General features: G+C 42.1%; 26 protein-coding genes and 1 pseudogene. 14 read left to right on the forward strand and 13 right to left on the reverse strand.

Annotated elements, in window-relative coordinates:
* Positions 1-61 precede the first annotated feature (61 nt).
* The 3 genes and pseudogenes from NMK93_RS06800 to NMK93_RS19705 all read right to left on the reverse strand — a co-directional run.
* On the reverse strand, positions 62-1,177 hold the full coding sequence (locus NMK93_RS06800) for a tRNA-dihydrouridine synthase (protein ID WP_254528623.1): 1,116 nt from the start codon (positions 1,175-1,177) through the stop codon (positions 62-64).
* Positions 1,178-1,239: 62 nt separating this feature from the next.
* Positions 1,240-1,824, reverse strand: coding sequence for a Crp/Fnr family transcriptional regulator (locus NMK93_RS06805; RefSeq protein WP_185211622.1), 585 nt, complete (start codon positions 1,822-1,824; stop codon positions 1,240-1,242).
* Between the two features lie 33 nt (positions 1,825-1,857).
* Positions 1,858-1,992 (reverse strand): annotated as a pseudogene (locus tag NMK93_RS19705) (DUF1348 family protein); the annotation flags it as partial.
* Positions 1,993-2,853: 861 nt separating this feature from the next.
* Between NMK93_RS19705 and catB the strand changes: the two are divergent.
* The 5 genes from catB (at position 2,854) to NMK93_RS06835 (ending at position 9,071) form a co-directional block, all read left to right on the forward strand.
* The gene (catB, locus tag NMK93_RS06815; RefSeq protein ID WP_149914637.1) at positions 2,854-3,489 is read left to right on the forward strand and encodes a type B chloramphenicol O-acetyltransferase; all 636 of its coding nucleotides are present in this window, start codon (positions 2,854-2,856) and stop codon (positions 3,487-3,489) included.
* Between the two features lie 246 nt (positions 3,490-3,735).
* The gene (locus NMK93_RS06820; protein WP_149914627.1) at positions 3,736-4,584 is read left to right on the forward strand and encodes an RteC domain-containing protein; all 849 of its coding nucleotides are present in this window, start codon (positions 3,736-3,738) and stop codon (positions 4,582-4,584) included.
* A gap of 459 nt (positions 4,585-5,043) precedes the next feature.
* Entirely contained in the window at positions 5,044-5,352 is a 309-nt protein-coding gene (locus tag NMK93_RS06825) for a helix-turn-helix domain-containing protein (RefSeq protein WP_013632691.1), read from the forward strand.
* A gap of 87 nt (positions 5,353-5,439) precedes the next feature.
* Positions 5,440-6,882 carry a DUF4099 domain-containing protein gene (locus tag NMK93_RS06830; protein WP_185211623.1) on the forward strand — a complete coding sequence of 481 codons (1,443 nt, stop codon included), beginning with the start codon at positions 5,440-5,442 and terminating at the stop codon, positions 6,880-6,882.
* A 104-nt stretch (positions 6,883-6,986) separates the two neighbouring features.
* Positions 6,987-9,071 carry a type IA DNA topoisomerase gene (locus tag NMK93_RS06835; protein ID WP_254528627.1) on the forward strand — a complete coding sequence of 695 codons (2,085 nt, stop codon included), beginning with the start codon at positions 6,987-6,989 and terminating at the stop codon, positions 9,069-9,071.
* 164 nt (positions 9,072-9,235) lie between these two features.
* Here NMK93_RS06835 and NMK93_RS06840 read toward each other — a convergent pair whose 3' ends face one another.
* The 5 genes from NMK93_RS06840 to mobC form a co-directional block, all read right to left on the reverse strand.
* A complete protein-coding gene (locus NMK93_RS06840; RefSeq protein WP_254528629.1) occupies positions 9,236-9,568 on the reverse strand; it encodes a hypothetical protein in 333 nt (110 codons plus the stop codon).
* A 92-nt stretch (positions 9,569-9,660) separates the two neighbouring features.
* Entirely contained in the window at positions 9,661-10,497 is an 837-nt protein-coding gene (locus tag NMK93_RS06845; RefSeq protein ID WP_254528631.1) for an RteC domain-containing protein, read from the reverse strand.
* A 55-nt stretch (positions 10,498-10,552) separates the two neighbouring features.
* A complete protein-coding gene (locus NMK93_RS06850; protein WP_254528633.1) occupies positions 10,553-12,613 on the reverse strand; it encodes a UvrD-helicase domain-containing protein in 2,061 nt (686 codons plus the stop codon).
* A gap of 51 nt (positions 12,614-12,664) precedes the next feature.
* Positions 12,665-13,252 (reverse strand): TetR/AcrR family transcriptional regulator, encoded by a 588-nt coding sequence (locus tag NMK93_RS06855; RefSeq protein ID WP_254528635.1) that lies wholly within the window; start codon positions 13,250-13,252, stop codon positions 12,665-12,667.
* 51 nt (positions 13,253-13,303) lie between these two features.
* Positions 13,304-15,301, reverse strand: a complete 1,998-nt coding sequence (mobC, locus tag NMK93_RS06860; RefSeq protein WP_254528637.1) for a conjugal transfer protein MobC — start codon at positions 15,299-15,301, stop codon at positions 13,304-13,306.
* Between the two features lie 285 nt (positions 15,302-15,586).
* Between mobC and NMK93_RS06865 the strand changes: the two genes are divergently transcribed.
* Entirely contained in the window at positions 15,587-16,357 is a 771-nt protein-coding gene (locus tag NMK93_RS06865) for an aminoglycoside 6-adenylyltransferase (RefSeq protein WP_254528639.1), read from the forward strand.
* A gap of 104 nt (positions 16,358-16,461) precedes the next feature.
* Here NMK93_RS06865 and mobB read toward each other — a convergent pair whose 3' ends face one another.
* From mobB to NMK93_RS06880, 3 genes are read right to left on the reverse strand one after another with little or no spacing between them, the layout of a single operon-like run.
* On the reverse strand, positions 16,462-17,760 hold the full coding sequence (mobB, locus tag NMK93_RS06870) for a conjugal transfer protein MobB (RefSeq protein ID WP_254528659.1): 1,299 nt from the start codon (positions 17,758-17,760) through the stop codon (positions 16,462-16,464).
* 1 nt (position 17,761) lies between these two features.
* Positions 17,762-18,199, reverse strand: a complete 438-nt coding sequence (gene mobA / locus NMK93_RS06875) for a conjugal transfer protein MobA (RefSeq protein WP_149914636.1) — start codon at positions 18,197-18,199, stop codon at positions 17,762-17,764.
* An 11-nt stretch (positions 18,200-18,210) separates the two neighbouring features.
* The gene (locus NMK93_RS06880) at positions 18,211-18,435 is read right to left on the reverse strand and encodes a hypothetical protein (protein WP_254534190.1); all 225 of its coding nucleotides are present in this window, start codon (positions 18,433-18,435) and stop codon (positions 18,211-18,213) included.
* Positions 18,436-18,920: 485 nt separating this feature from the next.
* On the opposite strand from NMK93_RS06880, the gene NMK93_RS06885 reads away from it, so the two are divergent.
* Genes NMK93_RS06885 through NMK93_RS06900 form a run of 4 tightly spaced genes read left to right on the forward strand, consistent with a single transcriptional unit; the run spans position 18,921 to position 21,044 of the window.
* Positions 18,921-19,688 carry a ParA family protein gene (locus NMK93_RS06885; protein ID WP_254528641.1) on the forward strand — a complete coding sequence of 256 codons (768 nt, stop codon included), beginning with the start codon at positions 18,921-18,923 and terminating at the stop codon, positions 19,686-19,688.
* Positions 19,689-19,693: 5 nt separating this feature from the next.
* A complete protein-coding gene (locus tag NMK93_RS06890; protein ID WP_149915192.1) occupies positions 19,694-20,116 on the forward strand; it encodes a DUF3408 domain-containing protein in 423 nt (140 codons plus the stop codon).
* 11 nt (positions 20,117-20,127) lie between these two features.
* Positions 20,128-20,403 carry a DUF3408 domain-containing protein gene (locus NMK93_RS06895; protein WP_045756031.1) on the forward strand — a complete coding sequence of 92 codons (276 nt, stop codon included), beginning with the start codon at positions 20,128-20,130 and terminating at the stop codon, positions 20,401-20,403.
* 2 nt (positions 20,404-20,405) lie between these two features.
* Positions 20,406-21,044: a conjugal transfer protein TraD gene (locus NMK93_RS06900; RefSeq protein ID WP_149915191.1), complete on the forward strand. Its 639-nt coding sequence runs from the start codon at positions 20,406-20,408 to the stop codon at positions 21,042-21,044.
* Positions 21,045-21,065: 21 nt separating this feature from the next.
* On the opposite strand, the gene NMK93_RS06905 is transcribed toward NMK93_RS06900, so the two are convergent.
* Positions 21,066-21,866 carry a TIGR02391 family protein gene (locus tag NMK93_RS06905; protein WP_149915190.1) on the reverse strand — a complete coding sequence of 267 codons (801 nt, stop codon included), beginning with the start codon at positions 21,864-21,866 and terminating at the stop codon, positions 21,066-21,068.
* 24 nt (positions 21,867-21,890) lie between these two features.
* Entirely contained in the window at positions 21,891-22,694 is an 804-nt protein-coding gene (locus NMK93_RS06910) for a phospholipase D-like domain-containing protein (protein ID WP_149915189.1), read from the reverse strand.
* Positions 22,695-22,903: 209 nt separating this feature from the next.
* Between NMK93_RS06910 and NMK93_RS06915 the strand changes: the two genes are divergently transcribed.
* Genes NMK93_RS06915 through NMK93_RS06930 form a run of 4 tightly spaced genes read left to right on the forward strand, consistent with a single transcriptional unit; the run spans position 22,904 to position 26,711 of the window.
* Positions 22,904-23,209, forward strand: coding sequence for a DUF4134 domain-containing protein (locus NMK93_RS06915; protein WP_149915188.1), 306 nt, complete (start codon positions 22,904-22,906; stop codon positions 23,207-23,209).
* Between the two features lie 11 nt (positions 23,210-23,220).
* On the forward strand, positions 23,221-23,553 hold the full coding sequence (locus NMK93_RS06920; protein ID WP_149915187.1) for a DUF4133 domain-containing protein: 333 nt from the start codon (positions 23,221-23,223) through the stop codon (positions 23,551-23,553).
* Positions 23,550-26,057: a TraG family conjugative transposon ATPase gene (locus NMK93_RS06925; RefSeq protein WP_254528643.1), complete on the forward strand. Its 2,508-nt coding sequence runs from the start codon at positions 23,550-23,552 to the stop codon at positions 26,055-26,057. The genes NMK93_RS06920 and NMK93_RS06925 overlap by 4 nt, the downstream gene beginning before the upstream one ends.
* A gap of 21 nt (positions 26,058-26,078) precedes the next feature.
* On the forward strand, positions 26,079-26,711 hold the full coding sequence (locus NMK93_RS06930; RefSeq protein ID WP_149915185.1) for a DUF4141 domain-containing protein: 633 nt from the start codon (positions 26,079-26,081) through the stop codon (positions 26,709-26,711).
* Positions 26,712-26,713 lie beyond the last annotated feature (2 nt).

Below are 26,713 nucleotides of genomic sequence, written 5' to 3' on the forward strand. Positions count from 1 at the left end.
GGTCTGTACAGAAATTAAAGTGCTAGTTATCAATTATCTGTTCATTTTCATCTATCCTTTTCTAACCATTTTCAAGATTTAATTCCTTGATGATTTTCCGGGTATGGCTAAGGGTTGCCTCCGGACATAGCATTTCACGGTGAAAAGGAATCAGGGGCAATCCGTTCATTGTTTTCATCACCCAATGGGGGTCAGCTAAAGCTGCTTTTCCGATAGCGATTAGCGTTGCGTGGTTGTCCTTCAAGGCAACTTCCGCTTTATCAAGATTATGGAAACCTCCGTTGGCGATTACAGGAATGCCCGTTGCCTGCCGGATAACAGATGCCAATGATGATCCGTCTCCAAAAAAGCTGTCCCGTTCCCATTCGCCCGTCTGTACCGCTACGTGCACAAAATCGGGCTGGCTCGCCTTTATTTCTTCTGCCAGTTCTTTGGCAGTTTCAATACCGTCAACCCAGCGGTAGGTAAGGTCATTTACTTTACCCTCTGAAACCCGTAGACCGACAATGAAACCCTGCGGTACGGATGCCTTTATGCCAGCGATAATTTCAGCAATAACACGGAAACGGTTCTGCATAGTGCCGCCATAATGGTCGTTACGGAGGTTCAGTTCCGGTGTGAAGAACTGATCTAACAGGTAACCATTTGCCCCGTGAATTTCTACGCCGTCAAAGCCTGCCTTATAAGCGTTTACAGCTCCGTCGATAAAACCCTGTTTCATTCTTTCAATATCCGTCGAGTCCATTTCTTTAGGGATTGGAAATGTTCCCTCGCCAGCAAAGGAAGCCATCTTTATGCCTACAGGTTTTAAGGCAGACGGGGCTAAGGTGCATTCGCTATATTGCGATAAAGCACCTGCATGCATCAATTGGGCAAATATAAGAGTGGGCGATTGATGGACAGCACGGGTTACCTTTTCCCATGAAGCGCTTTGCGCATCATTTACAAGTGCAGGCTGATTGTTGTAACTCTGGCTACCGTATACATCGGTGTAAATGCCTTCGGTAATGATAACCGCAAATCCTCCAATTGCAAATGCGGAATAATAGTCCAGCATTTCATCTGTAGCCAAGCCATCAGCGGTAGCACTCACACGGGACATGGGTGCGACTACCGTCCGGTTAATCAAATCTCTTTGCCATATATTGGCATTCTGAAAAATAGGATGATGTTTCATTTGCTTCTTAATTTTTATGAAGCAAAATTCACGGTAATTGAATTAGGAAAAATTGATCTAGGTCAAGACGGTTTATGTTTTTTCTTGATACGGCTGATAAATTCTGCCGACACACCCAAATAGGATGCAATCAGATATTGGGGTACTTTGGATGCTATGGTTGGGTAGTTTTCCAAAAAGTCATAATACCTGCTCTCGACATCGTATACGTTGTTATAGATAATTCTCTTTTGCAATGCCCCCAAATAACTTTCCAATATTATGCGAAAGTACCGCTCCAAACAGGGAAGTTGAGCCAGTAACTGCTGAAAGGAATAATGGCTGATCTGTAAAACGGTCGTTTTTTCTATGGCTTGTATGTTGTATATGGATGGCTTCTGCTTGGAAAAGCTATCTAAATCAGATGCCCACCAATCGTCAACAGCGAAAAACAGGATTTCTTCATTGCCATTGTCAGCATTGATATAAAATGCTTTCATTGCTCCCGAAACGACATAACTATCGTAACGACAGGTGTCGCCATTACGCAAGAGATAGTCTCCCTTTTTCAGTGTTTTCTCTGTCCAAAAACTTTCGAAAGTTGAAATTTCATCTTGCGTAAGATTTACATATTTTGAGATGTTTTTCAATAAAGCATTTTCGGCCATATAAGCATTCCTTTTTCGTTTACAATATAGTAATTATAAAGACCTGTCTGGCTCCTTTATTTCGAGGTCATTGATACTTGCATATCGTTTCTTCATCAAACCGTTTTCGTCAAACTTCCAATTTTCATTACCGTAGGCTCTGAACCATTTTCCTTCTCTGGATCGAACCTTAAATGCTGCCTGCGGTGCATGTCCGCCATAACCTCAGCCCAATCTGGAACATGCAATTATTCGAATCCCGAGCGGGCACAATGCCTTGGAGATTCTCTTGGTCTGATCCCGCTGGGAGTGGTTCAGCCCCACAATCCCCAGACACTTACCCTGAACCTTCTCCGGATCGAACCATAAATGATGCCTTCGGTGCATGTCCGCCATGCCCACAGCCCTTCCCGGAACATGCAATTATTCGAATCCCAAGCGGGCACAATGCCTTGGAGATTCTCTTGGTCTGATCCCGCTGGGAGTGGTTCAGCCCCAAAATCCCCAGACACTTACCCTGAACCTTCTCCGGATCGAACCAAAATTGATGCCTACGGTGCATGTCCGCCATGCCCACAGCCCTTCCCGGAACATGCAATTATTCGAATCCCAAGCGGGCACAAAAAAAGCCTCACATTTCTGTGAGGCTTTTTTTGTGAACCCATTGGTACAAAACTCGAACTCTTTTTTGGAAGATTTGAGGCGTTTAAATCAATTAAAAAACAGTCCTTATCAATCTGATAAATTTTTGGAAAAGGTTTATCAGCCTAAACAGTCTAAAAACTCAAAAAAGATAGTGAGGGTGAAAAGATGATGTAATTTAAAAAAATTCAATCCAAGGCTAAAAAATACTTCAAAAATATTTCTTTTAAAAAAGAATGAGGGTGTTTAATATGGTAAAAATACATTAAAACTCCTTTTATTCAGTTTCAATTTTATATATTTGCCCCATGAAGAAATCTGATTAGCATATAACAAATAAATGTTTTTTCCATGGCACTCACAGAATGTCAATGGATTTTATTTGTTAAATTTTTAAAATATGCTAAAATGATTAATTTTTTTGAAAGCCCTTTTAAAGGCAAAATTATTAAAGACCACATAACCAATCCTAATATCTCTGCTGGGAAATATTCTTATTATTCAGGTTATTATCATGGACATTCTTTTGATGACTGCGCTCGCTATTTATTTCCAGATAGAGATGACGTTGATAAATTGGTCATAGGTTCATTTTGTTCCCTTGGAAGTGGTGTTAGCTTTATTATGGCGGGAAATCAAGGGCATAGACACAGTTGGATATCCAGTTTCCCATTTTTTTATATGCCAGAGGTGGAAATCTTCAATAAAGCAATTGATGGATTTGAAAACGCCGGCGATACAGTGATTGGCAATGATGTTTGGATTGGAACCGAGGTAATAATCATGCCAGGAGTGAAAATCGGTGATGGGGCCGTAATTGGCAGTCGGTCAGTGGTCACTAAAGACGTTGCCCCTTATACGATTATTGGTGGAAACCCATCAAAGACAATCAAATCACGATTTTGTGAACAGCACATCAAAATGCTCTTAGAAATCAAATGGTGGGATTGGGATGAAGAAAAATTGTCAGAAGCTATTCCTATAATTTGTTCTGATAATATAGAATTACTATATGAATTTTATCACAAACATATAGTTCATTAAATCTTTAGGCTCTTCATGTGAAGAGCCTAAAACTCACTTGTTATTTATCAAAATGTACACTGTGAATCTATATTTAAACATTAAATATCAGAAAGTTATTTATTTACTTTCTCTCTATCAAACATCTACCCTCTTTCAATGACAATAAAACTCCTCATGACTTCGACATGTGTCCTGTGCCAAACTCATTGTAAAGGATAATATTTGTATGTAGATAGTCATAGTGTACATTTAAAAACCTTATCTATGAGACATCCTTTGAACAACATCGTGGCTGAAATTCAAAAGCAAGAAAGGAAGCTATCAGCCGAAACCTCCAGTTTCATTGACGAGGCATATAAGATGACGGTTTACCTCCAAGAATTATTATGTGCCGTCAAAGAGGACGTGATAAACGAGGGCTTTTCCAGTAAGGACGAGGAAATCCATTTTTTTAAACAGGTCAAGCCGAACATCCTCGGAAAACTTATCTATTACAATAAGGTGTACCGGATTGAGACGGCTTGCCCTGTCGATAATGGAAAACTGCACCAAAACTATTTCGCTCTGCAATTGCGTGACTTAAAACAGGAATATCAAGAGCATATCTGCAATTCCGAATTTTACAGGTATTACCGCTCCGGCAGAGCCGACCGTGACGGGCACTATTTCACGTTGGGAAACATTAACTATTATGACGGGCTGAACAGCTTCGTATTCGAAATAGACCCCAAATTTTCAACCTATTTTGATTACAAGGTGGCGAAAATCATCGCCAACGAATTAATCTATAATTATCTGACGACAAAGCTAAGCCCCGAACAAAATCCCGATGTATTGAAACAACACGAGGAAACAAAAGATGTTTTTTGGACACAATCTAAAAATGCCCTTATCGAATTGATTTATGCACTATACGCCTGCGATGCCATTTCGCACGGGAAAATAGGCATCCGCAAAATCAGCATGGTATTCCAAATCCTGTTCCGTATATCACTGAACGACATCCATAACAGCTTCCACCGGATGAAGACCCGTGCAGGCTCACGGACGTTGTTTTTAGACCAACTCAAATACAGCTTAGAGGAATATATGGAAAAGGAAGATAACCCATAATTCTCATCTTCTTTTTTCGGAAAAAGGACAGCATCAATCGGGAGGGCACTGAAAAAGTCTTCTTAAAAATTTAGAGGTTTCAAAATGCTTGAAAACCATGTGTTAAACCCTTTGAGAATCGAGTATTTGCGACTTAAAATATAGAAGCATTCAAATAGACAAAAGATAAGGGCTTATGAACATAAAAATTCATAAGCCCTTTTTTAATGGATAGTTTTTCAGTGCCCTCTCAATCGGTGTTGTCTTTTTTTTGTCCGTTTGCCTATATGTGTCTATCGGCAAATCCATTGATTTGGATGCCGACCTATAGACCAAAAGTGCGAAAAGAGACTAAAGACAGCACTTTACACGAATTGTAAAAAAATGAAAAAAGTGCCTTTTTGATAGACACATATCGGAAGACAGCCTGCGCCAATCGCTCCAATTTTGTGGTGTTAGAAATCATTAAAAAGTATTGTTATGAACATCGACAGAATGGAATTTATCGCATGGATGGAACGTATAATGGAGCGTTTCGATATTTTGAAAGAGTACGTCCTAAACATCAAGAAAGAACGGCACAGCATAGACGGCGAGGAATTACTAGATAACCAAGACCTGCTCCTCATGCTGAAAATCAGCCACCGTTCCCTGCAACGATACCGCTCCACGGGCAAGCTACCGTATTATACCATTAGCGGAAAGCTGTACTACAAATTATCGGATGTACACCAGTTCATCAGGGAAAGTTTCAAAGCCCCCATACGGCGTACAAAAGAAAACCGATGACAAACCCTACCACGAAAAGACGGGTACGGCTATGCCGTACCTGCTTCACCTACTTTCGGACAATGTAAACTTTAAAAAATCAATATCATGAGCAAACAGACAAATGAAAATCCACAGCAATATCCCGAACAGCTTTCGGATGTGCTGTTGGTAATGGACAAGGAAAAAAAGAAAATCCAAGCCGTCACGGGTATTGACGAAAACGGCAATCTGAAAACCGTTGATGCCACCAAGAAAAACCAAAGCCAATTTATGCGAGTGGACAGAGCCGGAGATTTATTTACAAATTTCTTCTCCAACTTTTGGCGACAGCTTAAAGACCCGACCCATTTCTCATTTTTCAAAGTACCTGCAAAGGAAGCGGTCGAAACCGCCAAAGAAATGCAGAAACAGGTCAATGCCCCCACCAAAGAGGGCGAGGCTGTCATGGCAAAGCATGAGGTCAAAGAGCCAAAAGAGCAACAACAGGAAACCAAAAAGGATGTGGAAGCACCACAGGCGACACCGGAAACACAGCAAGCACCGGAAAAAAGCGAATACCGCTATAAGGCGGAAGATGTGGACTGGAATTATTTAGCGCAATTTGGGATAAACAAAGAGAGGCTTGAAAAAGACGGGCAATTGGATTTGCTGTTAAAGGGCTATAAGACCAATAAGGTATATCCCACAAGTGTCAATTTCGGTGCGGTTATCATGCGCTCGGATGCAAGGCTCGGTTTCCAAGACGGTGAAGACGGGAAACCTGTACTTATAATGTATGGTGTACGCCATGAACCCAACCTTAAAGCCCCTTTCTTTGGTCACGAGTTTACCAAAGAGGACAGGGAAAACCTGCTCAAAACCGGAAACATGGGGCGTGTGGTGGAATTGACCAACCGCAAGACAGGCGAAAAGATACCGTCCATTATCAGTATTGCCCACCTAACGAATGAGGTTATTGCATTCCGGCAGGACAGGATTAAAGTACCCGATGAGATTAAGGGCGTAAAGTTGACCGAAGACCAAAAACGGGATTTAAAAGATGGGAAAGCCATTTATTTAGAGGGGTTGGATTTTAAGAACAGTACGAACAAAAATGCCCATGTGCAGTTCAACGCCGACAAAAAATATACGGAGTTTCTTTTTGGCGATAAAGCCCCCAAGCAGACACAGGAAAACGACCCGAAAATGTTCCGCAACAAAGTGTTCTCCGATGAACAGTACAAGCAACTCAACGAGGGCAAGACACTCTACATTTCGGATTTCAAAGATGGGCAAGGACAGCCGTATAAAGGCTACGTTACGCTGAACAAAGAAACAGGAAATTTTGATTTCAGTTTTAAGAACCCCAATGCGCTGAAAAATAAGGCACAGCCTGCCGAGGCGCACAAAACACAGGTTGCCGTAAACTCCAATGGGAAAACCAACGAAGCAACCAAGCAAGTCAACGAACCGCTGAAACCGGAGCAACAAACGCCGAAAAACAAAACGCAACAGCAACGGCAGAATGACCCCAACCGTCCGGCTAAATCCAGAGGGGTAAAAAGATAATACCATCAAAAAACATTTTCCTTTGGAAATCACCTTTCACAGAATACGAAGGGGTTTCTCAAAGAGAAATGTTCACCACAAAATCCATTAAAAGAGATAGTATCATGAAAGCAATCATTGCAGAAAAGCCAAGTGTGGCGAGAGAAATAGCTACCCTGTTGGGAGCGACCGAAAAACGGGATGGCTACCTAACAGGGAACGGATACGAAGTTACGTGGGCATTGGGGCATTTGGTCGGACTGGCGATGCCCGAAGATTACGGGGTATCGGGCTTCCAAAGGGAAGTCCTGCCCATATTGCCCGACCCTTTTATCCTTACGGTACGCAAGGTAAAAAAGGACAAAAGTTATGTTCCCGATAGCGGAGCCTTAAAACAGTTAAAGATTATCGAACAGGTCATCGGCAGATGCGATAGTATTATCGTGGCCACCGATGCCGGACGTGAGGGGGAACTCATATTTAGGTACATCTATGAATACCTAAAGTGCCGGAAACCCTTTGAACGCCTATGGATAAGCTCGCTCACGGAAAAGGCGATTAAACAGGGTTTTGACAACCTAAAAGCCGGAAGCGAATTTGACGGGCTGTACCGTGCCGGACAAGGGCGGAGCAAAGCCGATTGGCTTGTGGGCATCAATGCCTCGCAGGCGTTGAGCATTTCGGCAGGGCGTGGCGTTTACTCGCTTGGTAGAGTACAAACGCCAACGCTTGCCCTTATCTGTAAGCGGTATTTGGAAAACAAAGACTTTGCCGTCAAGAAATACTTTCAAATCCAGTTGGAACACCGGAAAGAATTTGTGGACTTTAAGAGCCTTTCCAAGACCAAATGGGATGACAAAAAACTCGCTGACGATACGCTGAAATCTATTCAGCGTAACGGAACAGCAACCGTTACGGCAGTGGAAACCAAAACGGTTTCGGAGCAACCGCCTTTACTGTTCGACCTTACGGGATTGCAGAAAGAAGCAAACAAAAGGGCTTTCTATACCGCCGAGGAAACATTGAACATTGCCCAAAGCCTGTATGAAAAGAAGTTTATCACCTATCCCCGTACAGGGAGCAAGTACATCCCCGAAGATATGTGGTCGGAAATCCCTGCACTGGTAAGGAATTTGGAAGCACGGGCTTCCTGTAAAAAAGCGGTCGGAAAAGTGAAATGGGGGCGTTTCAACAAACGCATCGTGAATGACGTAAAGGTCACAGACCACCACGGTCTGCTGATTACCGAAAAAATCCCGTCTGAATTAACAGCACACGAAAATGTTATCTATGATATGATTGCGCACCGCCTACTGGAAGCCCTTTCGTCTGCCTGTACAAAAGAAATAACCGACATCGGATTGCAGGCTTTTCATTATGATTTTACACTGAAAGGATGTAAAATCCTCGAAGCCGGTTGGCGTGGCATCAAGGAAAAATTTACAGATGAGGACAGCGAGCCTGTGCAGGAACTGCCGGAATTAAAGGTCGGCGATGAGCTGAAAATCAAAGAGGCATCCGTACTGGAAAAGAAAACCAAACCGCCTGTGCTTTACACCGAGGCAGGTCTGTTGTCTGCAATGGAAAATGCCGGAAAGGAAATTGACAACGAGGACGAACGGAAAGCCCTAAAAGACATCGGCATCGGTACACCTGCCACAAGAGCCTCCATTATAGAAACGCTCTTTAAAAGGGATTACATCAGGCGTGAAAAGAAATCCCTTATCCCTACCGATAAGGGATTGCAGGTTTACGGGGCAGTACAGGACAAAAAGATTGCCGATGTAGCCATGACCGCCGAATGGGAAATGGCATTGCAGAAAATTAAAAACAACGAGGCGGATGCAGGTACTTTTCACCGTGAAATGGAAGCCTATGCCACTTCCATTACACGGGAACTTTTGGACACGGGCATTGCCAATGAAAAACAACCGGAACTGACCTGCCCCAAATGCAATAGCCGTCAGCTATTGATTTGGAACAAGGTTGTAAAATGCCCCGATGAGGCTTGTGGTTGGCTTCAATTCCGTAGCGTGTGCGGAGTGCCGTTGAGCCTTTCCGATATAGAAAGCCTTGTGACCAAAGGAAAGACCAACCTTATCAAAGGAATGAAAAGCAATTCGGGCAATAAATTCAATGCCTATATCGTCATGAACGATAAAGCCGAAACCTCCTTTGAGTTTGAAAACAGGAAACCCAAAAGGAAATAAATGTTTTGTTTTTTTGACTGCATACAGCGTGAGGGATAGAAGCGACATCCTTTTGCGGTCCTCGCAGATCCGCAAAAGATACAGCGGATAGCCCGACCCGTCTGCATTTTTTCGATAGCCTGGGCATGGGGGTAAAATGCAGACGGTGGCACGCCCAAATAAAATTAAATACTCAAATCACCATCTTGTAATTTTGCATCCAAATAACAGATTGACCTCGCAAGCTCTACTGCATCGTCATTTGAAATTTTTGATAAACTATTCTCTGCACTTCCTTTTACAGCTTCTCCCTTTTCGTTGTACGTAGGTTCTTCTTTGGTCAGTACTTCATAAATCTTATCCCAATACTCTTTAAGTTCTTCGGGAAAGTCATCACGTCCAAGGGTATGAAATCCTCCAACATAAGCGTCCAGTATTCTTTCTTTAATATTTCCTATTCCTGTAGCAAGGTCTTCGACAGCTACTCCAATTTTTCCTCGTGCGTATGAGAATTCCATTATTTTATTAGTTTAAAGCTAAATTGTTATGACGTAGATTTTATAATGTTAACGTTTTTATTCTCAACTAAAATATTGAAAAATATTGATTTTTAAAACGATTGTCTTTCGTCCATTTCGTCCATTCTCCGTATCAGTTCTTCCCGAAGTGCATCAAGGAATTTTGTACGGTTCATCTTCCGGTTTCTCAACTCCAAATAGGTCTGATAGAAATTTCCCAAGTCAATGCCAAAGGCACTTTCAAAATATTGAGCGACCACTCTTATGTCGTTGTTCCCGTTGTCAAACACATTTTGGTAATGCAGGGCATAAATCAGTTCTATCAATGCTACTTTGCTACCTGTCCATTTCAGCCTCTTTTGGGCTTTCGATTTATTCTTTTGGAACTTGTGATATAACTGGTCTTCGATGTAGACCTGTATCAAATCGTTGGCTATTATCTTGGCGACCTTGTAATCATGCGAGGTGGAAAAGGACTGGTCGGACTGGAAATAGTATGTGTCCAACCACAGCTTTATATCATGCTTGCCCCGAACGAAATATTTCTCGTCAAGGAACGAGTTATTGCTACGGTAATACTTGTAAAAATCGAGGTTGTTGTCAAAGAACCTCTTTAGCTTTTTCAGTTCTTTGTTGAGGTATTTCCTTATGGGCTTTGCACCATAGGGTTTCTTTGTCTCGATTTTGTAAACGGCATTGTAATAAATGAGTTTTGATAGGATAACGGGTTTCTGATATTTGAAAAAGCGAATTTCTTCGTCAATGTTCTTAAAGCCATGTTTTAAGACGTATTCCCTTACTTTAGATAGACAATTTACAATCAAATGTATTATTGCCTCCACACGTTGTGGGGGGCAGTCAACCTCTATCTCCAATTCATTGATTGCAGTGTCGAGTTTATACAGCGTGTCATTGTAAAATTTATGCATCCGATTGTTTCAAATCTTAATGGGACCTGTGTTGTTTGTTAGATGTAGTCGTCAATTATTCTTTAGTTGTCTCTTTTATAAAATCAGAAACTTGGTCGCTGTGTGTTAATATCAACTCTTGCATCGCTCGTGTACAGGCTATATATAGCATATTTCGGTCTATATTATTTTTATAATTTGCGTTGTTGACAAATGGTATAATTACCATATCAAATTCAAGACCTTTAGCAAGCTGGGTACTCGTTATAATAATACCATCGGTAAATCTCGTGCTTTCAGAGGAAAGGTATTGTGCCTTTATCTGCGCATCGTCCAGTGTGCGTGTGACATCCTCTGCTTCCTTTTCCGTTTTACAAATAATGGCTAAAGAATGGAATGTTTTATCTTTTAAAAATTGAGTAGTCAAGGCTATTATCCGCTCTTTTTCAGATGCAATGTCTTTTTCATTATAAACTATAGGTGACTTTCCGTGTCTTTCTATAGGTATAATATCTTCATTAAAAGCAATCCGTTGCGTAAAATTAATGATTTCAAAAGTAGAACGGTAACTCTTGTTCAATGTCATTAATTGCGATTGCGGGAAAGATTTTTGAAGACTGTTCAGATTTGTTTGGCTCTGCGGATTAAGCGATTGATTTATGTCGCCAAGCAAGGTTATTTTGCAATTGAACATCTTTTTTATAACCGCAAATTGAATTGGTGCATAATCCTGCATTTCGTCAATTACCAAATGTTTTACCTGTCTATCCGTATTGTAGCTGTCAATGTGCATCTTTAAGTATGCCAAACCAAAAGCGTCTAAATACTCAATACCTTTATTGATAATAGATTTTAATAAATCTTTTCTGCCGAGCCAAACATAAAAATCCTTGTAAAGGATTTTTATGGTTTTGCTTCCTGACATATTATTAATGGCTTTTCTTAGCTCCGCTTTATCTTTGGACGAAACCTCATAGCGGTGTTTGTAAAAAAGATGGTGAGCAAGCCGGTTTTCCATTTCTTTGATACGCTTTAATAATGATAGTCTGAAGAGCGAGCGATATTCTTTATCGACAATATCCTGTGGGATAACATATTTTCCTATTTTAATGTCCTTTGCTGTGAAATAATTACTATTCAGATAAGCAATATATTCGTCCAATTTTTTCACGAAAGCTTCCGATGATTTGAAATTTACCCTTTCCGCAAAAGATTTATTTTCTGTATTCAATAACAACGAAACCTGCAAAAACAGACTTTGTACAACATATTGATATTCCAAAAATTCATTTATTAGCTCGATTACTGTTTTCTCCGGTATGTTTTCCTCTCCGAGTTCGGGAAGGACATTCGATATATAATCGGAAAAAACTTTGTTAGGAGAAAGTATCAAAATATTAGTCGATGTAATTGTGTCCCTAAACCTATATAGCATAAAAGCTACACGGTGCAACGCTATAGATGTTTTTCCTGAACCTGCGACACCTTGTATGATGAGAGTATTTGAGCTTTCATTTCTGATGATTGCATTCTGGTCTTTCTGAATAGTAGCGATGATACTTTTCATTTTTTCATCAGCCTTTAAGCTAAGCTCTTTTTGCAACAGTTCATCATAAATATGTGCGGAAGTATCCAGCATAAATTCCATTTCCCCATTTCTAATTTTATATTGGCGCTTTAAATTTATATTGCCCGATACCGTACCTGATGGTGCTTCATAAAAAGCATTCCCTTTTTCAAAGTCGTAAAACATACTGCTGATAGGTGCTCGCCAGTCGAATATTAAGTTTGTTTTGCTTTCTTCGTCTATGAAGTTGCAGATGCCTATATATACAATTTCCTCGGTGTCTGTGATAGTAGGCTGAAAATCAATTCTACCAAAATACGGACTACGGTGTAGTCGGTTCAACTGTTTCAGTAATGCCACGGATGCTTCTCCGCTGGTGGCGGTATTAGAGAGTGACTGATATAATATCGCTTTCTCATCTTTATTTTCCCGTAAATACTCTTTGTATTCAACCATTTCATCTGAGCTTTTTTGTACACGATGCCGAATATTTTTCATTTTGTCGGAAATAGCTGTTTTCACCTCCTGTAAACGCTTTTGTTCGTCCTGTTCTGTTTTTATGTTCATCATATGGTTATTGTTTATAAATGAGTAATCGCTCATTTAATGGTTAAAAAAATATTATGGTTTCAATCCTTGCAGAACCTGCTTCAACGTAAATTCAAGTTTTGCTTCTGTAAGTTGAAATTTGCTTGATGTAGTGGTGTTATTCATACCGAAATTAATAAGCTGATATAATGGTGAAAATGCTAATGCCCAATATACTTCAAAAGGCATTTTCGCCAATTGCCCATCTTCAACGGCTTTGTCTATAAATGCCCCCAATAGCTTGCCATACCTCTTGTTCAGGTTCTCTGTAACGGATAAATATATATCCGAATACCGTACTTTTTCAATAAAAGCCACTTGTTCCGGATATAACTTGTAAAAGTAATAACGGTTTTTCCATTGTAATTTTATCCCTTCGGCAAATCCCATATCAGATGAGAGCCCCTTTATGCTTGATGCCAATATATTGGCACTAACCTCATTACATAACGTAGTTAAGATAGCTTCTTTATTCTTGAAATAAACATAGATTGTACCAACGGATAACCTCGCCTCTTTTGCAAGCTTATTTACGCCAAACCCTTCAAGCCCCTGTTTCACAATCATTTCTATGGCTTTTTTTTTGATTAGTTCTGCCTTATTTTCATCTCTCTGCCTCATTTTGCAAATATAAAAAAATAGTCGCTCATTTATTAAGGTTTTTCTTATTTTTTACCCCTCCTGTATCAAGTGCTGTAAATCGGGGTCGTTCTTGATACGCTCCACTTCGTTCTCCACAATTTGCATAACGTCCGTTTTAACCTGCCTGTAATTGGCTTCAATGACCTGTTTCATATTGTCGTTGCCGTTTTCATCGGTAAAGGATAATATCTGCGGTATCTTTTTGTAGGCTTTGGTTTCGGCAGAAATCTTTTCGTTATCCACCACGATTTCAGCATGAAATATTTTCTGCTCTATACGCTCATCAAAATTGTCTGAAACAGACCCCACGAACATTCCCTGTGTCAAGGTAGATATTTTGGATGCAGGTATAAGGGTGTCCAATTGGGTAGATATGGAAGTGGATTTATCATTGCGGTTAATGGTGATGCTCTGACGTTTCTGCAATACCTTTCCAAACCGTTCAGAAAGTGTTTTTGCTGTCTCTCCAACGACCTGTCCGCTAAAGATATTACCGACCAAGTTTTGTATAACTTTACTTTCTTTATCGCCGTAATCCCTCGTTAACTGCGAATAGTCTTGGATGCCAAAAAGTGACGAAATCCGATTTGAACGTGCCGTACTGATAAAATCCAAACCCCTAAAATAAATTGTGGGCAACTCATCTATGATAATGGAACTTTGAAGCTGTCCTTTCTTATTGATAAGTTTTACAATCCTCGAATTGTACAATCCCAAAGCGGACGAATAGATATTTTGACGGTCGGGATTATTACCCACGCACAAGATTTTTGGCTCTTGGGGGTTGTTGATGTCCAATGAAAAATCATCCCCCGTCATCACCCAATAAAGCTGTGGCGAAATCATCCGTGACAATGGGATTTTTGCCGATGCTATCTGCCCCTGCAACTGGTCTTGCGCTCCGCCCTGCCACGCATCCATGAAAGCCGACAGATAGTTTTCGAGTTCGGGGTATGAGGTGAGTATCGTAAAAACGTCTGCATATTTTTTATTCAGCAATTCAATAGCATGGGGAAACGTGCAATACTTTCCGTCTTCATAGATTTTCAGAAACCAAATGATTGAAGCAAGCAATATAATTGGGCTTTCCACGAAAAAATCCCCTTGCTTCAAAATCCACGACCTGTTGAGGTTTAACATGATGGTGTAAGAGGCTTCGTAAGCATCGGATATATCCGTCATAAAGGCAGGGCTTAGCGGATTGCATCGGTGGCTTCGTCGTGGGTCGTCAAAATTGATAACATAAAATTTCGGCTTTACCTTATACTTATCGGAGTGTTTCAGCAAATGGTTGTAGGCAATCGTGGAGAGGTCGTCAAACTTGAAATCATAGATATACATCGCAAACCCCTTTTCGATGTGTTGCTTGATGTAGTTGTTTACGATGGCGTAGGATTTTCCCGAGCCGGGAGTACCAAGTACAATCGAGGCTCGAAAAGGGTTGACGACATTAATCCAACCGTCATTCCACTTGCCCTTGTAAAAAAACTTTGTAGGAAGATTGACCGAATATTCATTTTCTATCAGACGGGGTTCCTGTTGGAAACTCTCGTTTTCATTATTGAAAACATCGTCCATCAGATTGTTTCGGAGTAGTCGGCTCATCCATACCCCTGCCATGAGCAAGGCTATATAACCCAAACTCGTTGTAAGGATGTAAAGCGATGTAGCAACCCGTGCCGACAGCTTTAACAATGGCGTGTTCAGAAAGAACAGTACAAAGCCGATAACTAAGGCGGTGTAAATCTTGCCCCACGTTATCTTTTCATTCTTTACGCCTTTAGTGCCGAGACAGCTTAACGCCAATAATATCAGCGCAAAAATCTTGGTGTAAAGGGTGTGTTCAAAAAGCCCTGCGGTTCGGTTGAAATTGGTAAGTATCTTACCTATAATTTCCAGTGTCCACCCATGTTCGGCAAAGAACCCGTAACAGAACCAATAAAAGTGCATCAGTACCAAAAGAATACTTACGGCACGCATAAAAGCCATTATTTTGGCTAATCCTCTCAAATCGTCTTCTCCCTGCATAACAAAAAAATTAGTGATGTAGGGAATTTAGAGGCTATTTAAAAGCACTTATTCAAAGGCGGGACGGATGGCTTTTGAAGGCTTAGTTTGGCTGAGTATAGTAGAAGCCGAAAAGGTAAAACTCGCTATTGAATATCAAGAGCAATTTTTTGTAACTTTGTTCCTAACAAAAACTAAAATATTTAATCCAATGAAGCTGTAAGTAACCGTTCAAAAATGGAGTTGACAATTCATCACTTATACAAAGTGATGAAGAAATGCATGCAAAACTTTAAATTTAGTACAATGACACAGTTACAAATGATTGATACGACCAAATCAATCGCTCAACAGGACGAAAATGTTTCCGCAGTTTTAATGTATGGGTCGTTTACCAAAAACGAGGGCGACCAATATTCTGATATCGAGTTTTATATTTTTCTGAAAAGCAAAGAAAATTTTTCTGCCGAAAAGTGGGTAAACAAGATTTATTCGACAACGTTATACTTTACGAATGAATATGGCAGTGAAGTCGCAATTTTTGAGAACCTGATTAGAGGCGAATTTCATTTTTTAACAATAAATGAGATTGACGTCATAAAATCGTGGGAGGGCTTTGTATCGTTCAGTGATTTTGACCAAATGAACTTAATTGACAAAGACGGTCTTTTGACTGAAACACTTAATCAAATAAAAACAAAATTGCCCGACAGAACTACAAATGAAAATATCTTATTTTTAAGCCAATCATTACTGAATGTATTGTTGACAACAAGTAACTTGATTAAAAGAAAGGAATACGCTCACGCTTACCAAAGCCTGTCAAACGTGCAAAAGTATTTACTTTGGTTAATCCGAATAGCAACAAATCAAACCCACCATTGGGAAAGTCCGACAAAAAGTTTAGAGAAAGATATTGACAAAGATTGGTATTCAGAATTTAGATTGACAACATCTGATTTGGACACTGGCAATTTAAAAGTAGCTTTCCAAAATTCATTTAACTTATCAAAAAAGCTGTTTGAAGAATTAGGTGTTAAGACAGACCTAAAACGACTACTAAATAGGATTGAATAAGCTGATTTTCTATTTCTTTATGTGGTTGGGAAATGTTTATTGCTTGTAATCTATTCCTACAAATGCGGTTTACCCATCCACTCTGTTAAACGTTTCATTCAAAGCTATTGTTGTCTTCCATGCCTTCTGCGTTTCTTCTTTTTCTTCATGCGGTTGGCAAATGCCTGTTCCTCGTAGTCTTCGCCCTGTGTTTCCGGCAATAGACCACCCAATCCGTCTATCCATAAATCATCGGTTGGCTGTTCTTTGTTAAGGAAGTTAAAAAGTGCATGGGCTTCCTCTTTCTCTACGGTGTTGCCTGTGGTCGATGACTGGTTTTGTGCGGATGTTTTTTCAGCTTCTTGGCGTTGCCCGACCGCCTGCCCGTTCCACCAATCATTAAAGACATTCGCCGAAAGGTTTTTACCTAAAGCTGAACCGTTCCAAACGGTACGGCTTTCGTGGTCGATAAAAGTCATACCATAGATACGCCCCTCATCGTTGCGCCGTACCACGGTATTGATGCCCTGCTCCAACAGTTGCTTTTTAAAATCGGCTTCATTAGTGGCGGTGTGCATCGCTACTTCAATGGTGCTTTTGAGTACGGCTCTTGTGGGGTCGGCTTTCATTTTCTCCTTAGCCTGTGCAAACAGGTTTTGCAGTTCGTCCAGTCCTGCCTGTTTACCGAAAAGCGATGCTTTAAAAGGATTGCTCGCTTTTTCTCCCTGTTCGTTCAGCGCAAAATAGACAAGCCCGTTTTTGGGCTGTCCGTGCAATTCCCCTTTGACTTCCTCTGCCATAATATTGAAAAGCGAAAGCAAGGCATTGTATGCGCCGAGGCTTGCGTACCCGTAATACTTCGGCAGGTGTCGCAGCACCGAAGCAATTTGGCTCTTAACGTCTCCGGCTCTGTAATCCACCGGACGGAATACCTGCTCATTTCCGGTGCGCTGTTTTTCCGTTGCAGGTATAAGATTGTACGTTTGTTCCAAATCCCGACAGATTGCCATCGAACGTGGATGGTCGTAACTGTCCGGTAGCTTCTTTCCGTCCAAACCCACACAGACCGTTACGATGTGGATATGGGTGCGCTCAATATCGGTATGCTTAAAAACGATATAAGGCTGGTTGCCATAACCCATGCGCTCCATATACTCCTGCGCCATTTTTACGAACTGCCCATCGCTGACCCTATCCGCAGGATCAGGGTTCAGCGATATGTGGCGCACTGGCTTTTCTGTTTTGATATTTGCGGACAGATACGGCTCAAAACACTGGTGCAGGTAAGCGGTCGAAAAGGTATTATCCAACGTTTCGGGCATTCTGTTCAACAACAGAACCTGTCCGTTTTCGCTGTCAATCTTCTTTTGGTTATAGGAAATAGCACCGTACAAATTCTCACCCTTTCCAATCTTTGCTATCATCTTATCTGTGTTTTTGCAGGTGTTCTTTTTCAAATTCCTGTGTTAGTTCAATCACTTTCCGGCATAAGTCCGCCATTTCTGCCGTCTGCTTTTCCAGTTTAAAGAGGTAAGCCGATGCCTTTTTCTCCGAGAAATTACGGTAAAGTATCTTCACTATTTGGTTGTAATTCACGCCAACCGCTCTGAACTGGCTGTAAAGATTGGTCAGCCTCGTATGAAAATCGACTGCATCCATGTCAATTTTTACGGTTTTGACTGGCTTCTGAAAGATGCAGGCTGTAATAAAATGTGCCATTACTTTCATTCCCGATTGCTCGAACAACGTAAGGAACTGTGCATTTTCCATGTCGTTGAGACTAATCGAATAACGGTGGGTGGCAGGGTCTTTCTTAGGCTTGCGACCAACTTTGTTTGTTCGGTTTCTTCTGTTGTCTTCCATATCTAAATCCATTAATAATTACTATAAACTGCGACTTTGGAGCGGTTTTCAGCCCCCTGCAAGGGCAAGTGGTTTTGAGGTGCGGAATTTATTTCGAGCATCTCAAAACATAACTTGCTCTGTTCGGGTGAACAGAAAATCCGTCCGCCTATCGGCGGATACGGATTGGGTAAAGCGGAAAAAAACGGCTTTGCGCCGTTCCGCCCATAACTTCCATTCTCCAATGATTTTTCCATTCACCCTTTGCATTTAAGCCCTTACAAAGTAAGGGTAGCTTTTTCAAAGCATTGACCTATCCGCCACGACCAAACATTGCCAAAAAATGCCGTGGATTACCGCTTTAAATCAATGGAGCGGAATAACCTGCTTCTTTGCGCTATCAGTCACGCAAGCCTGTTTGCAGGCATCCGCTCCCGATGGCAGTTGTGAAAGACGGAGCGCAGGAATGCCGGAACACATGACGGCGTTCCGCTCGGCAGGCAGGAATACCGGGCGGCATGAAAACTATCCGGTAGCCATTCCAACAGGCAGGACGACAGGCAAGCCATCGGTCTTGCCCGTGTGAAAGCCGGAATGACGGCACGGCTGATTGAACGAACGATGGCAAGCCCGACAGACGGGATTGTATCAAGACTGCCGGACAGTGTGCAGGGATGACAGCCCTGTTCAATGCAAGACGGCAGGCAGTCCACGGAAATAGAAACTTAAAAATAGAATAGAAATGGAAGCAACAAACAGGACAAAATTCATTGCTTTTTCAAGCCAAAAAGGGGGCGTTGGGAAAAGCACGTTTACAACGGTTACGGCAAGCATACTCCATTACCAAATGGGCTATAATGTAGCCGTCTTTGACTGTGATTATCCACAGCACAGCATCTGTCAGATGAGGGAACGGGATTTGAAAGCGGTCATGCAGAACGAGGTGCTGAAAAAACTGGCACACCGCCAATTTTCCACCATCAACAAAAAAGCCTATCCGGTACTGCAAAGCAAGGCTGACAATGCCCTAACGGATGCGGAAGCATTCATACAGTCCTCGACCATTCCCGTGGATGTGGTTTTCTTTGATTTGACTGGAACGGTGAACACTTCGGGCTTGCTGAACACACTGGCAGGAATGCACCACATCTTTTCGCCTATCACGGCAGACCGTGTGGTCATGGAAAGCACATTGAGCTTTACCGATGTGCTGACCAATGTCCTTATGAAACAAGGTCAGACCTCCATCGAAACCATACGGCTGTTTTGGAACATGGTCGATGGCAGGGAAAAATCGCAACTGTACGAAATCTACGGCAACGTCATTAACGAGGTCGGACTGCAAGCAATGGAAACACGCATTGGCGATAGCAAACGCTTCCGCAAGGAAAGCGAGGCAACGGCAAAGACTGTCTTCCGCTCCACGCTATTGCCCCCCGACAAAACATTGATGAAAGCCTCCGGCTTGGACTTGTTCATCAGTGAATTTCTAAGAACCGTCAAACTGTAACCGCTATGGAAAATGAAAACAAGAAAAAGCCGAATGCCCCGATTGACGAGGCATATCTCATGTCCATCATGGCAGGCGAAACAAAGAAGCCCCAACAGGCGGTAGCACCGCAAGAGCCGAGCGCAGAGCCGACAAAGGAAACGCCAACGGAAAAGCCCGTAGCCAAAGAGCGCACCCGACAAAAGAGGGCTTCCGATACGGGCTATGGCGAGCGTTTTCTCAACAGCCACACCATGACACGCCGTGGCGATAAGAGCATCTACATCCGGCAGGAATACCACGAACGGCTTTCCCGTATCGTGCAGGTTATCGGCGAGGATAAAATACCTCTGTACGCCTATTTGGACAATATTCTCGAACATCATTTTGAACAGTTCGAGAAAGCCATCACCGATGATTTCAACAATAAGTTTAAACCCATTTTTTAAAGTATTCGATTATGAACAAGACACAGCAAAAACAACCGGAAAAGGTATTGCGCAAAGCGCATTACAAATCGGCATTTTTAAGACCGACAGGGGTCGTGGCAAGGTGCGGAAAATCGGTCTACATAAGCCCCGATTTCCACAAGAAATTATCCCGTATCGTCTTTCTGCTCGGCGAGGGAGAAATTACGCTTACCGATTACCTGCACAGCGTACTGAAACATCACTTTGAGGAGTTCGGAGACGAAATAAAGATTATCTATGCCGACAAGCAAAAGCCAATCTTATAGCTATGGAAACGTTGATTGTAATATGCCTTATCATCGTCATCATCCTTTTGCTGAAAGATAAGGTGGTCATCCATAAGAACGTCCGCAGGGAAATAAAGCCGGAAATGAAAAGCCCCGACCTGCCGGATATTATGGGGCTTCCCAAGCCTGTGGAACGCCACACCTTGCCACTGGATGCCACAAAGAGACAATCGGGTGAACGTGACGGGATAGCTGATAATTTTGGAACAGAAACCTACGGGATAGGTTTTGGATTGGAAAATCCGCAGATTGAGGGAGAGCCGGATGAAGTTTTCGGGAGTATGTCCGATTTTGAAAATGTGGAAGACGAATGGGATGAGTACGGGTTTGAGGACAGCGACAATGAGTTTGCCACAGGGGTTACCTTTGATGAACTGACAACCGTGGGGGCATGGTTGGAGCAAGATACACTTGAACCTGCCCAGCAACAGAAAGCGGTGGATATAGTTCAGCGATTACAGGGAACGGAATTGTTAAGTCTGCTCGAAAACTCAATGGATGGGGCTTCACGGAAGATTGCAGAGTTGTTGGACAAGAGCCTATCCGCCGGAACGGATTTCAGCTCTCCCGATTTGCGGAAAAGTGATTTAGAGGATTTCGACATTGGGGAGTTTGTCTGAAAAGACAGCTTCCCTTTGTTTTTATAACGCTTTATCCAATCGCTTATGTGCGTATGATATAGTATTTAAAATATCAAGAGCTTCTTCTTCGCTGATTTCAAATTTAATTTTTGGTTGATGGGCTGTAGGGTTTCTTATTAGACCAAAAATACCTTTGATTAAATTGCATAATCCTATATGCTCACTTCTATCCGTTTCTGTTACTAAGTTGTTGATTTTAATCAAAGGGTTATTAGTAGAGAATGCAGTTTCTACCAAAGCATTACCGTCTGCATATAATCCCGTCATCTTCCTTAGACGGTCGGCGACACTTTTGGTCGCTTCAAAAACGGAATGAAAATAATTTTCAAGTAATAATTCAGCCCGACAATATTCGAAAACGGCTAAATGAACATTTCTGTTTTCTAATTTATGCTTTAAACGACTGGCTCTTTGTTCGGCATCTGCAATTGTTTTGGCTTTTTCAACTAATCTAAGGTTGCCCTCTTCTGTTAATTCAGTTCCTATAAAAGCTAAACGTTTATTCACTTCTAATCTGCGATTATGAAAAACTTCTTCTTTACCAATATACCTCACAGGTTGTAAAGCATCTTTGATAAACCGTAATATATGATTTGAGCATTGGTGTTGATTTTGCCAACTTGCAAATGCGGAATATAATCTTCTCCATTTTGTGTTTTGGGGGTCAACATCAGGAATATTAGAATTTAAAAGGATTTGTCCTATTTCAGAACCTGTTAAACCATCTGTTGTATCTCCAATTGCCCTGCACAAGCCCTCCAGTACATGAGCTTCAAACATTGGACGTTTGATATTCGCCATTATTCTATTTTTTTAAAGAAATCATTACTTAATAAGATTAATAAATTCAGTAGCATACCTTTCTGCTAATTCTCGGCTATTTTCGACACTAACTGTTTCCCTGTTCCAATTAGCTTTAGTCGTCCAGTTGTACGAACCATGAACAACCGTTTTTAAGTCAATTATACAGAATTTGTGATGCATTATGTTTTCATATTTTCCAGTTTTGAGTACTCTTTTAGTTTCAAAAAACTTTTCATACGGAAAGCCATATTTTGTGTTTATTTCATCATCCAAAACTATTAATCGAACATTTACCCCGGCTTTCATTTTATCATAAATTGCCCTCATTAAAACCTTATTCGTAAACCATGCTACAGCTATCCAAATAGAGAATTTGGCGTTTCGGATTTGCTCGATAATCTGTGCTTCAATATCCTCAAAATGAACTTCAACTTCTATGTTGTCCGGTAAGTCTGCGCCTATTATTTTGTATCTTCCCTCAAACTCATCGAGCCTATAACCATCTTGCTGTAAAAGGGGATTGATTTGCTCCACAGCTTCTTTTATATTCTTACTCGTATCTCTTGCGAAATGTCTTGGGTCGAAGACAATTTGCAATAACTGAACCATTTCCTTACTGCCATTTATCTCATATAATTTTTCCAAAACATAAGCATTTCTACTTAGGCTGTTTGGCATTCCACCATCTTGATGTTTATAAACGTCCTTAAAACCGATACGGTTAAAAAGTTTTAAAATTTCAGGGCCCGAAAGATAGGGCGACAGTTGATTATCTCCCGATATAAATTCCTTTATGCTCTCTATTGTTAAGTCTGATAATTTCATTAAGTATTTGGATGCTTGTTGTCAATGCTAAAATAACACATCTATCGGACAGTTTCGCTAATTACCATTAATCTATCATCAAAAAGCCACTTACTGCCAATTAATTCCGCTGATTTCCAGTTTCCCATAAGGCTTCGATTTCCATAAGACTTTTGTTGCGAAAGCCCGCACGAGGTGGGAAAGTAGTAACAATTTAATTCAGTTAAATCATGGTAAAACAAAGCAAAAAAGTGTTGCTGACAGGCGTTGCGTTCCTGTCGGCATTCGGTGTGTTCGCACAGGGCAACGGCTCGGCAGGCATCCAAGAAGCCACGCAGATGGTAACAAGCTATTTCGACCCTGCAACCCAATTAATTTATGCGATTGGGGCTGTGGTTGGTTTAATCGGGGGCGTAAAGGTGTACAACAAATTTAGTAGCGGTGACCCCGATACAAGCAAGACTGCGGCGTCGTGGTTTGGGGCTTGTATCTTCCTCATCGTAGCGGCGACCATTCTCCGCTCATTCTTCCTTTAAGCTGGCGTATTATGAGCAATTACAATATCAATAAAGGTATCGGCAGGACTGTCGAGTTCAAAGGACTGAAAGCACAGTACCTGTTCATCTTCGCAGGTGGTCTGCTCGGCGTGCTTATCCTTGTCATGGTCATGTACATGGCAGGTGTAAACTCCTACGTGTGCCTGCTTGTCGGGGCAGGCGGTGCATCGCTCATCGTTTGGCAAACATTCGCATTGAACGGCAAATACGGCGAATACGGATTGATGAAAGTCGGGGCAAAGAAAAGGCATCCGAAATACATCATCTGTCGCAGAGCCGTAAACCGCTATTTAAAATTCACTTCTAAATCCAGTCATTTATGAGAAATACAGGAAAAGCCACAACGTTGGAAAGCAAGTTTCCATTACTGGCGGTGGAACACAACTGCATCATTTCAAAGGATGCGGACATCACGGCTTGCTTTCGGGTACACCTGCCGGAGTTATTCACGGTGGCATCGGCAGAGTATGATGCCATACATTCGGCTTGGCACAAGGCTATCAAGACCTTGCCGGACTACACCATTGTCCACAAACAAGACTGGTACATCAAGGAAAGTTATGCTCCGGATATTGCGCAGGAAGACCAAAGTTTCCTTGCAAAGTCCTATCAACAGCATTTCAACGAACGTCCATTTTTAAACCATTACTGCTATCTCTTTTTGACCAAGACGACCAAAGAGCGGATGCGGATGCAGAGTAATTTTAGTTCGCTATGCAAGGGTGTACTTATCCCGAAAGAAATTAGGGATAAAGAAACCGTCCGCCGTTTCATGGAGGCCGTTGCACAGTTTGAGCGGATTATCAACGATAGCGGTTTTGTGAAACTGGAACGCCTGACCGAGGATGACATCATCGGCACAGGCGAAAAACAGGGATTGCTCGAACAGTACCTTACCCTGTCGAGGGAAACGGGAACGCCCATGCAGGATATAGCTTTGGGAAGCGAGGACGTGCGTATCGGCAACAAAAGGCTGTGCCTGCACACCCTATTCGATACGGACGATTTACCCAACACGGTATCGGCAAATACGAGGTATGAAAAGCTGTCCACGGACAGGAGCGATTGCCTGTTGTCCTTTGCCTCTCCGGTGGGCTTGCTCCTTAGCTGTAACCATATCTATAACCAATACCTGTTTTTGGACAACAGCGATGAGAGCCTGCGGAAGTTTGAAAAGTCAGCCCGTAATATGCACTCACTGGCAAGGTACAGCCGTGCCAATCAGATTAACAAAGAGTGGATTGAAAAGTATCTGAACGAAGCGCACAGCTTCGGGCTTTCTTCTATCCGTGCACACTTCAATGTGATGGCGTGGTCGGATGACGCAAGCGAACTCAAACAGCTAAAGAACGATACGGGCAGTGCGCTCGCTTTGATGGAATGCAGACCGAGGCATAACACGGTGGATGTTGCCACACTGTATTGGGCAGGCATACCAGGCAATGCAGGGGACTTTCCGGCAGAGGAAAGTTTCTATACGTTCATCGAACCTGCACTGTGTTTCTTTACCGAAGAAACCAATTACCAAAGTTCGCCATCACCTTTCGGTATCAAGATGGCGGACAGGCTGACAGGCAAACCCATCCATTTGGATATTTCCGACCTACCCATGAAAAAAGGCATTATCACGAACCGCAACAAATTTATTTTGGGGCCGTCGGGTTCGGGTAAGTCTTTTTTCACCAATCACATGGTGAGGCAGTATTATGAGCAAGGCTCTCATGTACTATTGGTCGATACGGGCAACTCTTATCAAGGGCTGTGCGAACTGATTAAGGGAAAGACAAAAGGAAAAGACGGTGTTTATTTTACCTATACCGAGGATAACCCCATCGCCTTTAATCCGTTCTACACGGACGATGGCATTTTCGACATCGAGAAAAGGGAAAGTATCAAGACTTTGATACTGACTTTATGGAAGCGTGATGACGAACCGCCGAGCCGTTCGGAGGAAGTGGCATTGTCCAATGCCGTGAGCGGTTATATCGACTGTATTAAGCAAAGCGATGAATACCCCTCTTTCAACGGATTTTACGAATACGTAAAAGGTGACTACAAAAAGGTGCTGGAAGACAAACAGGTAAGGGAAAAAGACTTTGACGTTGCAGGTTTCCTAAATGTATTAGAGCCTTACTATCGTGGGGGTGAATACGATTACCTGCTCAATTCAGACAAGCAACTTGACCTGCTTTCCAAACGCTTTATCGTGTTTGAAATTGATGCGATTAAAGACCACAAAATCCTCTTTCCCATAGTGACCATCATCATTATGGAAGTATTCATCAATAAGATGCGCAGGCTCAAAGGTGTGCGCAAACTGATACTGATTGAGGAAGCGTGGAAAGCCATCGCCAAAGAGGGAATGGCGGAGTACATCAAGTACCTGTTTAAGACCGTCCGCAAATTTTTTGGTGAGGCTATCGTGGTCACGCAGGAAGTGGACGACATTATCCAGTCACCCGTGGTCAAGGAAAGCATCATCAACAATTCCGACTGTAAAATCCTGCTTGACCAACGCAAGTACATGAACAAATTCGATGACATCCAAGCGATGCTCGGACTGACGGAAAAGGAAAAATCCCAAATCCTTTCCATCAACCAGAACAATGACCCGTCAAGGCTTTATAAAGAGGTATGGATCGGGCTTGGCGGTACGCACTCTGCGGTGTATGCCACAGAGGTTTCGCTCGAAGAATATTTGGCATACACCACCGAGGAAACCGAAAAAATGGAAGTCATGCAACTGGCATCCGAACTGGACGGCAATGTGGAACTGGCAATAAAGCGCATTGCTGGACAGAGACGTGAGAACGCAAATAATTATTAATCATTTAAAAAATCAGAGACAATGAAGAAAACAATGTTACTGGTGTGGACGGCATTTATGCTTGCCGTCGTACCGTCTGCAAAGGCACAATGGGTGGTAGTTGACCCTTCAAATCTGGCATCGGGTATCATCAACTCCGCCAATGAAATCGTGCAGACCTCATCCACCGTGTCCAACGTGGTAAAGAATTTCAACGAGGTAAAGAAAGTGTATGAACAGGGCAAGGAATACTACGATAAATTGAAAGCTGTAAATAACTTGGTTAAAGATGCCCGAAAAGTGCAACAAACGGTACTACTCGTAGGCGATGTGTCCGAAATGTACGTGCAGAATTTCGGCAAAATGATGAACGACCCGAATTTCAGTCCGCAGGAACTCACGGCAATCGCCAACGGTTATTCCACGCTCCTAAACGAGAGTACCGAACTACTCAAAGAACTGAAACAGATTGTTACCTCGACCTCGCTTTCGCTGAACGATAAGGAACGTATGGACATCATCGACAGGGTTTACAAAGAGGTCAAGGACTATCACAGCCTTGTCCGGTATTTCACCAACAAGAATATCTCCGTGAGCATTTTGAGGGCTAAGAAACAGAACAACACCAAAAGGGTGCTTGAACTGTACGGAACTGCTGAACAAAAATATTGGTAAGC

The sequence above is a fragment of the Sphingobacterium sp. LZ7M1 genome, assembly GCF_024296865.1.
Classification (GTDB): domain Bacteria; phylum Bacteroidota; class Bacteroidia; order Sphingobacteriales; family Sphingobacteriaceae; genus Sphingobacterium.

Bases quoted from the DNA above. Each gene is read 5' to 3' on its own strand.
- NMK93_RS06800 (WP_254528623.1), bottom strand. From the start codon at position 1,177: ATGAAACATCATCCTATTTTTCAGAATGCCAATATATGGCAAAGAGAT.
- NMK93_RS06805 (WP_185211622.1), bottom strand. From the start codon at position 1,824: ATGGCCGAAAATGCTTTATTGAAAAACATCTCAAAATATGTAAATCTT.
- catB (WP_149914637.1), top strand. From the start codon at position 2,854: ATGATTAATTTTTTTGAAAGCCCTTTTAAAGGCAAAATTATTAAAGAC.
- NMK93_RS06820 (WP_149914627.1), top strand. From the start codon at position 3,736: ATGAGACATCCTTTGAACAACATCGTGGCTGAAATTCAAAAGCAAGAA.
- NMK93_RS06825 (WP_013632691.1), top strand. From the start codon at position 5,044: ATGAACATCGACAGAATGGAATTTATCGCATGGATGGAACGTATAATG.
- NMK93_RS06830 (WP_185211623.1), top strand. From the start codon at position 5,440: ATGAGCAAACAGACAAATGAAAATCCACAGCAATATCCCGAACAGCTT.
- NMK93_RS06835 (WP_254528627.1), top strand. From the start codon at position 6,987: ATGAAAGCAATCATTGCAGAAAAGCCAAGTGTGGCGAGAGAAATAGCT.
- NMK93_RS06840 (WP_254528629.1), bottom strand. From the start codon at position 9,568: ATGGAATTCTCATACGCACGAGGAAAAATTGGAGTAGCTGTCGAAGAC.
- NMK93_RS06845 (WP_254528631.1), bottom strand. From the start codon at position 10,497: ATGCATAAATTTTACAATGACACGCTGTATAAACTCGACACTGCAATC.
- NMK93_RS06850 (WP_254528633.1), bottom strand. From the start codon at position 12,613: ATGATGAACATAAAAACAGAACAGGACGAACAAAAGCGTTTACAGGAG.
- NMK93_RS06855 (WP_254528635.1), bottom strand. From the start codon at position 13,252: ATGAGGCAGAGAGATGAAAATAAGGCAGAACTAATCAAAAAAAAAGCC.
- mobC (WP_254528637.1), bottom strand. From the start codon at position 15,301: ATGCAGGGAGAAGACGATTTGAGAGGATTAGCCAAAATAATGGCTTTT.
- NMK93_RS06865 (WP_254528639.1), top strand. From the start codon at position 15,587: ATGACACAGTTACAAATGATTGATACGACCAAATCAATCGCTCAACAG.
- mobB (WP_254528659.1), bottom strand. From the start codon at position 17,760: ATGATAGCAAAGATTGGAAAGGGTGAGAATTTGTACGGTGCTATTTCC.
- mobA (WP_149914636.1), bottom strand. From the start codon at position 18,199: ATGGAAGACAACAGAAGAAACCGAACAAACAAAGTTGGTCGCAAGCCT.
- NMK93_RS06880 (WP_254534190.1), bottom strand. From the start codon at position 18,435: ATGGAAAAATCATTGGAGAATGGAAGTTATGGGCGGAACGGCGCAAAG.
- NMK93_RS06885 (WP_254528641.1), top strand. From the start codon at position 18,921: ATGGAAGCAACAAACAGGACAAAATTCATTGCTTTTTCAAGCCAAAAA.
- NMK93_RS06890 (WP_149915192.1), top strand. From the start codon at position 19,694: ATGGAAAATGAAAACAAGAAAAAGCCGAATGCCCCGATTGACGAGGCA.
- NMK93_RS06895 (WP_045756031.1), top strand. From the start codon at position 20,128: ATGAACAAGACACAGCAAAAACAACCGGAAAAGGTATTGCGCAAAGCG.
- NMK93_RS06900 (WP_149915191.1), top strand. From the start codon at position 20,406: ATGGAAACGTTGATTGTAATATGCCTTATCATCGTCATCATCCTTTTG.
- NMK93_RS06905 (WP_149915190.1), bottom strand. From the start codon at position 21,866: ATGGCGAATATCAAACGTCCAATGTTTGAAGCTCATGTACTGGAGGGC.
- NMK93_RS06910 (WP_149915189.1), bottom strand. From the start codon at position 22,694: ATGAAATTATCAGACTTAACAATAGAGAGCATAAAGGAATTTATATCG.
- NMK93_RS06915 (WP_149915188.1), top strand. From the start codon at position 22,904: ATGGTAAAACAAAGCAAAAAAGTGTTGCTGACAGGCGTTGCGTTCCTG.
- NMK93_RS06920 (WP_149915187.1), top strand. From the start codon at position 23,221: ATGAGCAATTACAATATCAATAAAGGTATCGGCAGGACTGTCGAGTTC.
- NMK93_RS06925 (WP_254528643.1), top strand. From the start codon at position 23,550: ATGAGAAATACAGGAAAAGCCACAACGTTGGAAAGCAAGTTTCCATTA.
- NMK93_RS06930 (WP_149915185.1), top strand. From the start codon at position 26,079: ATGAAGAAAACAATGTTACTGGTGTGGACGGCATTTATGCTTGCCGTC.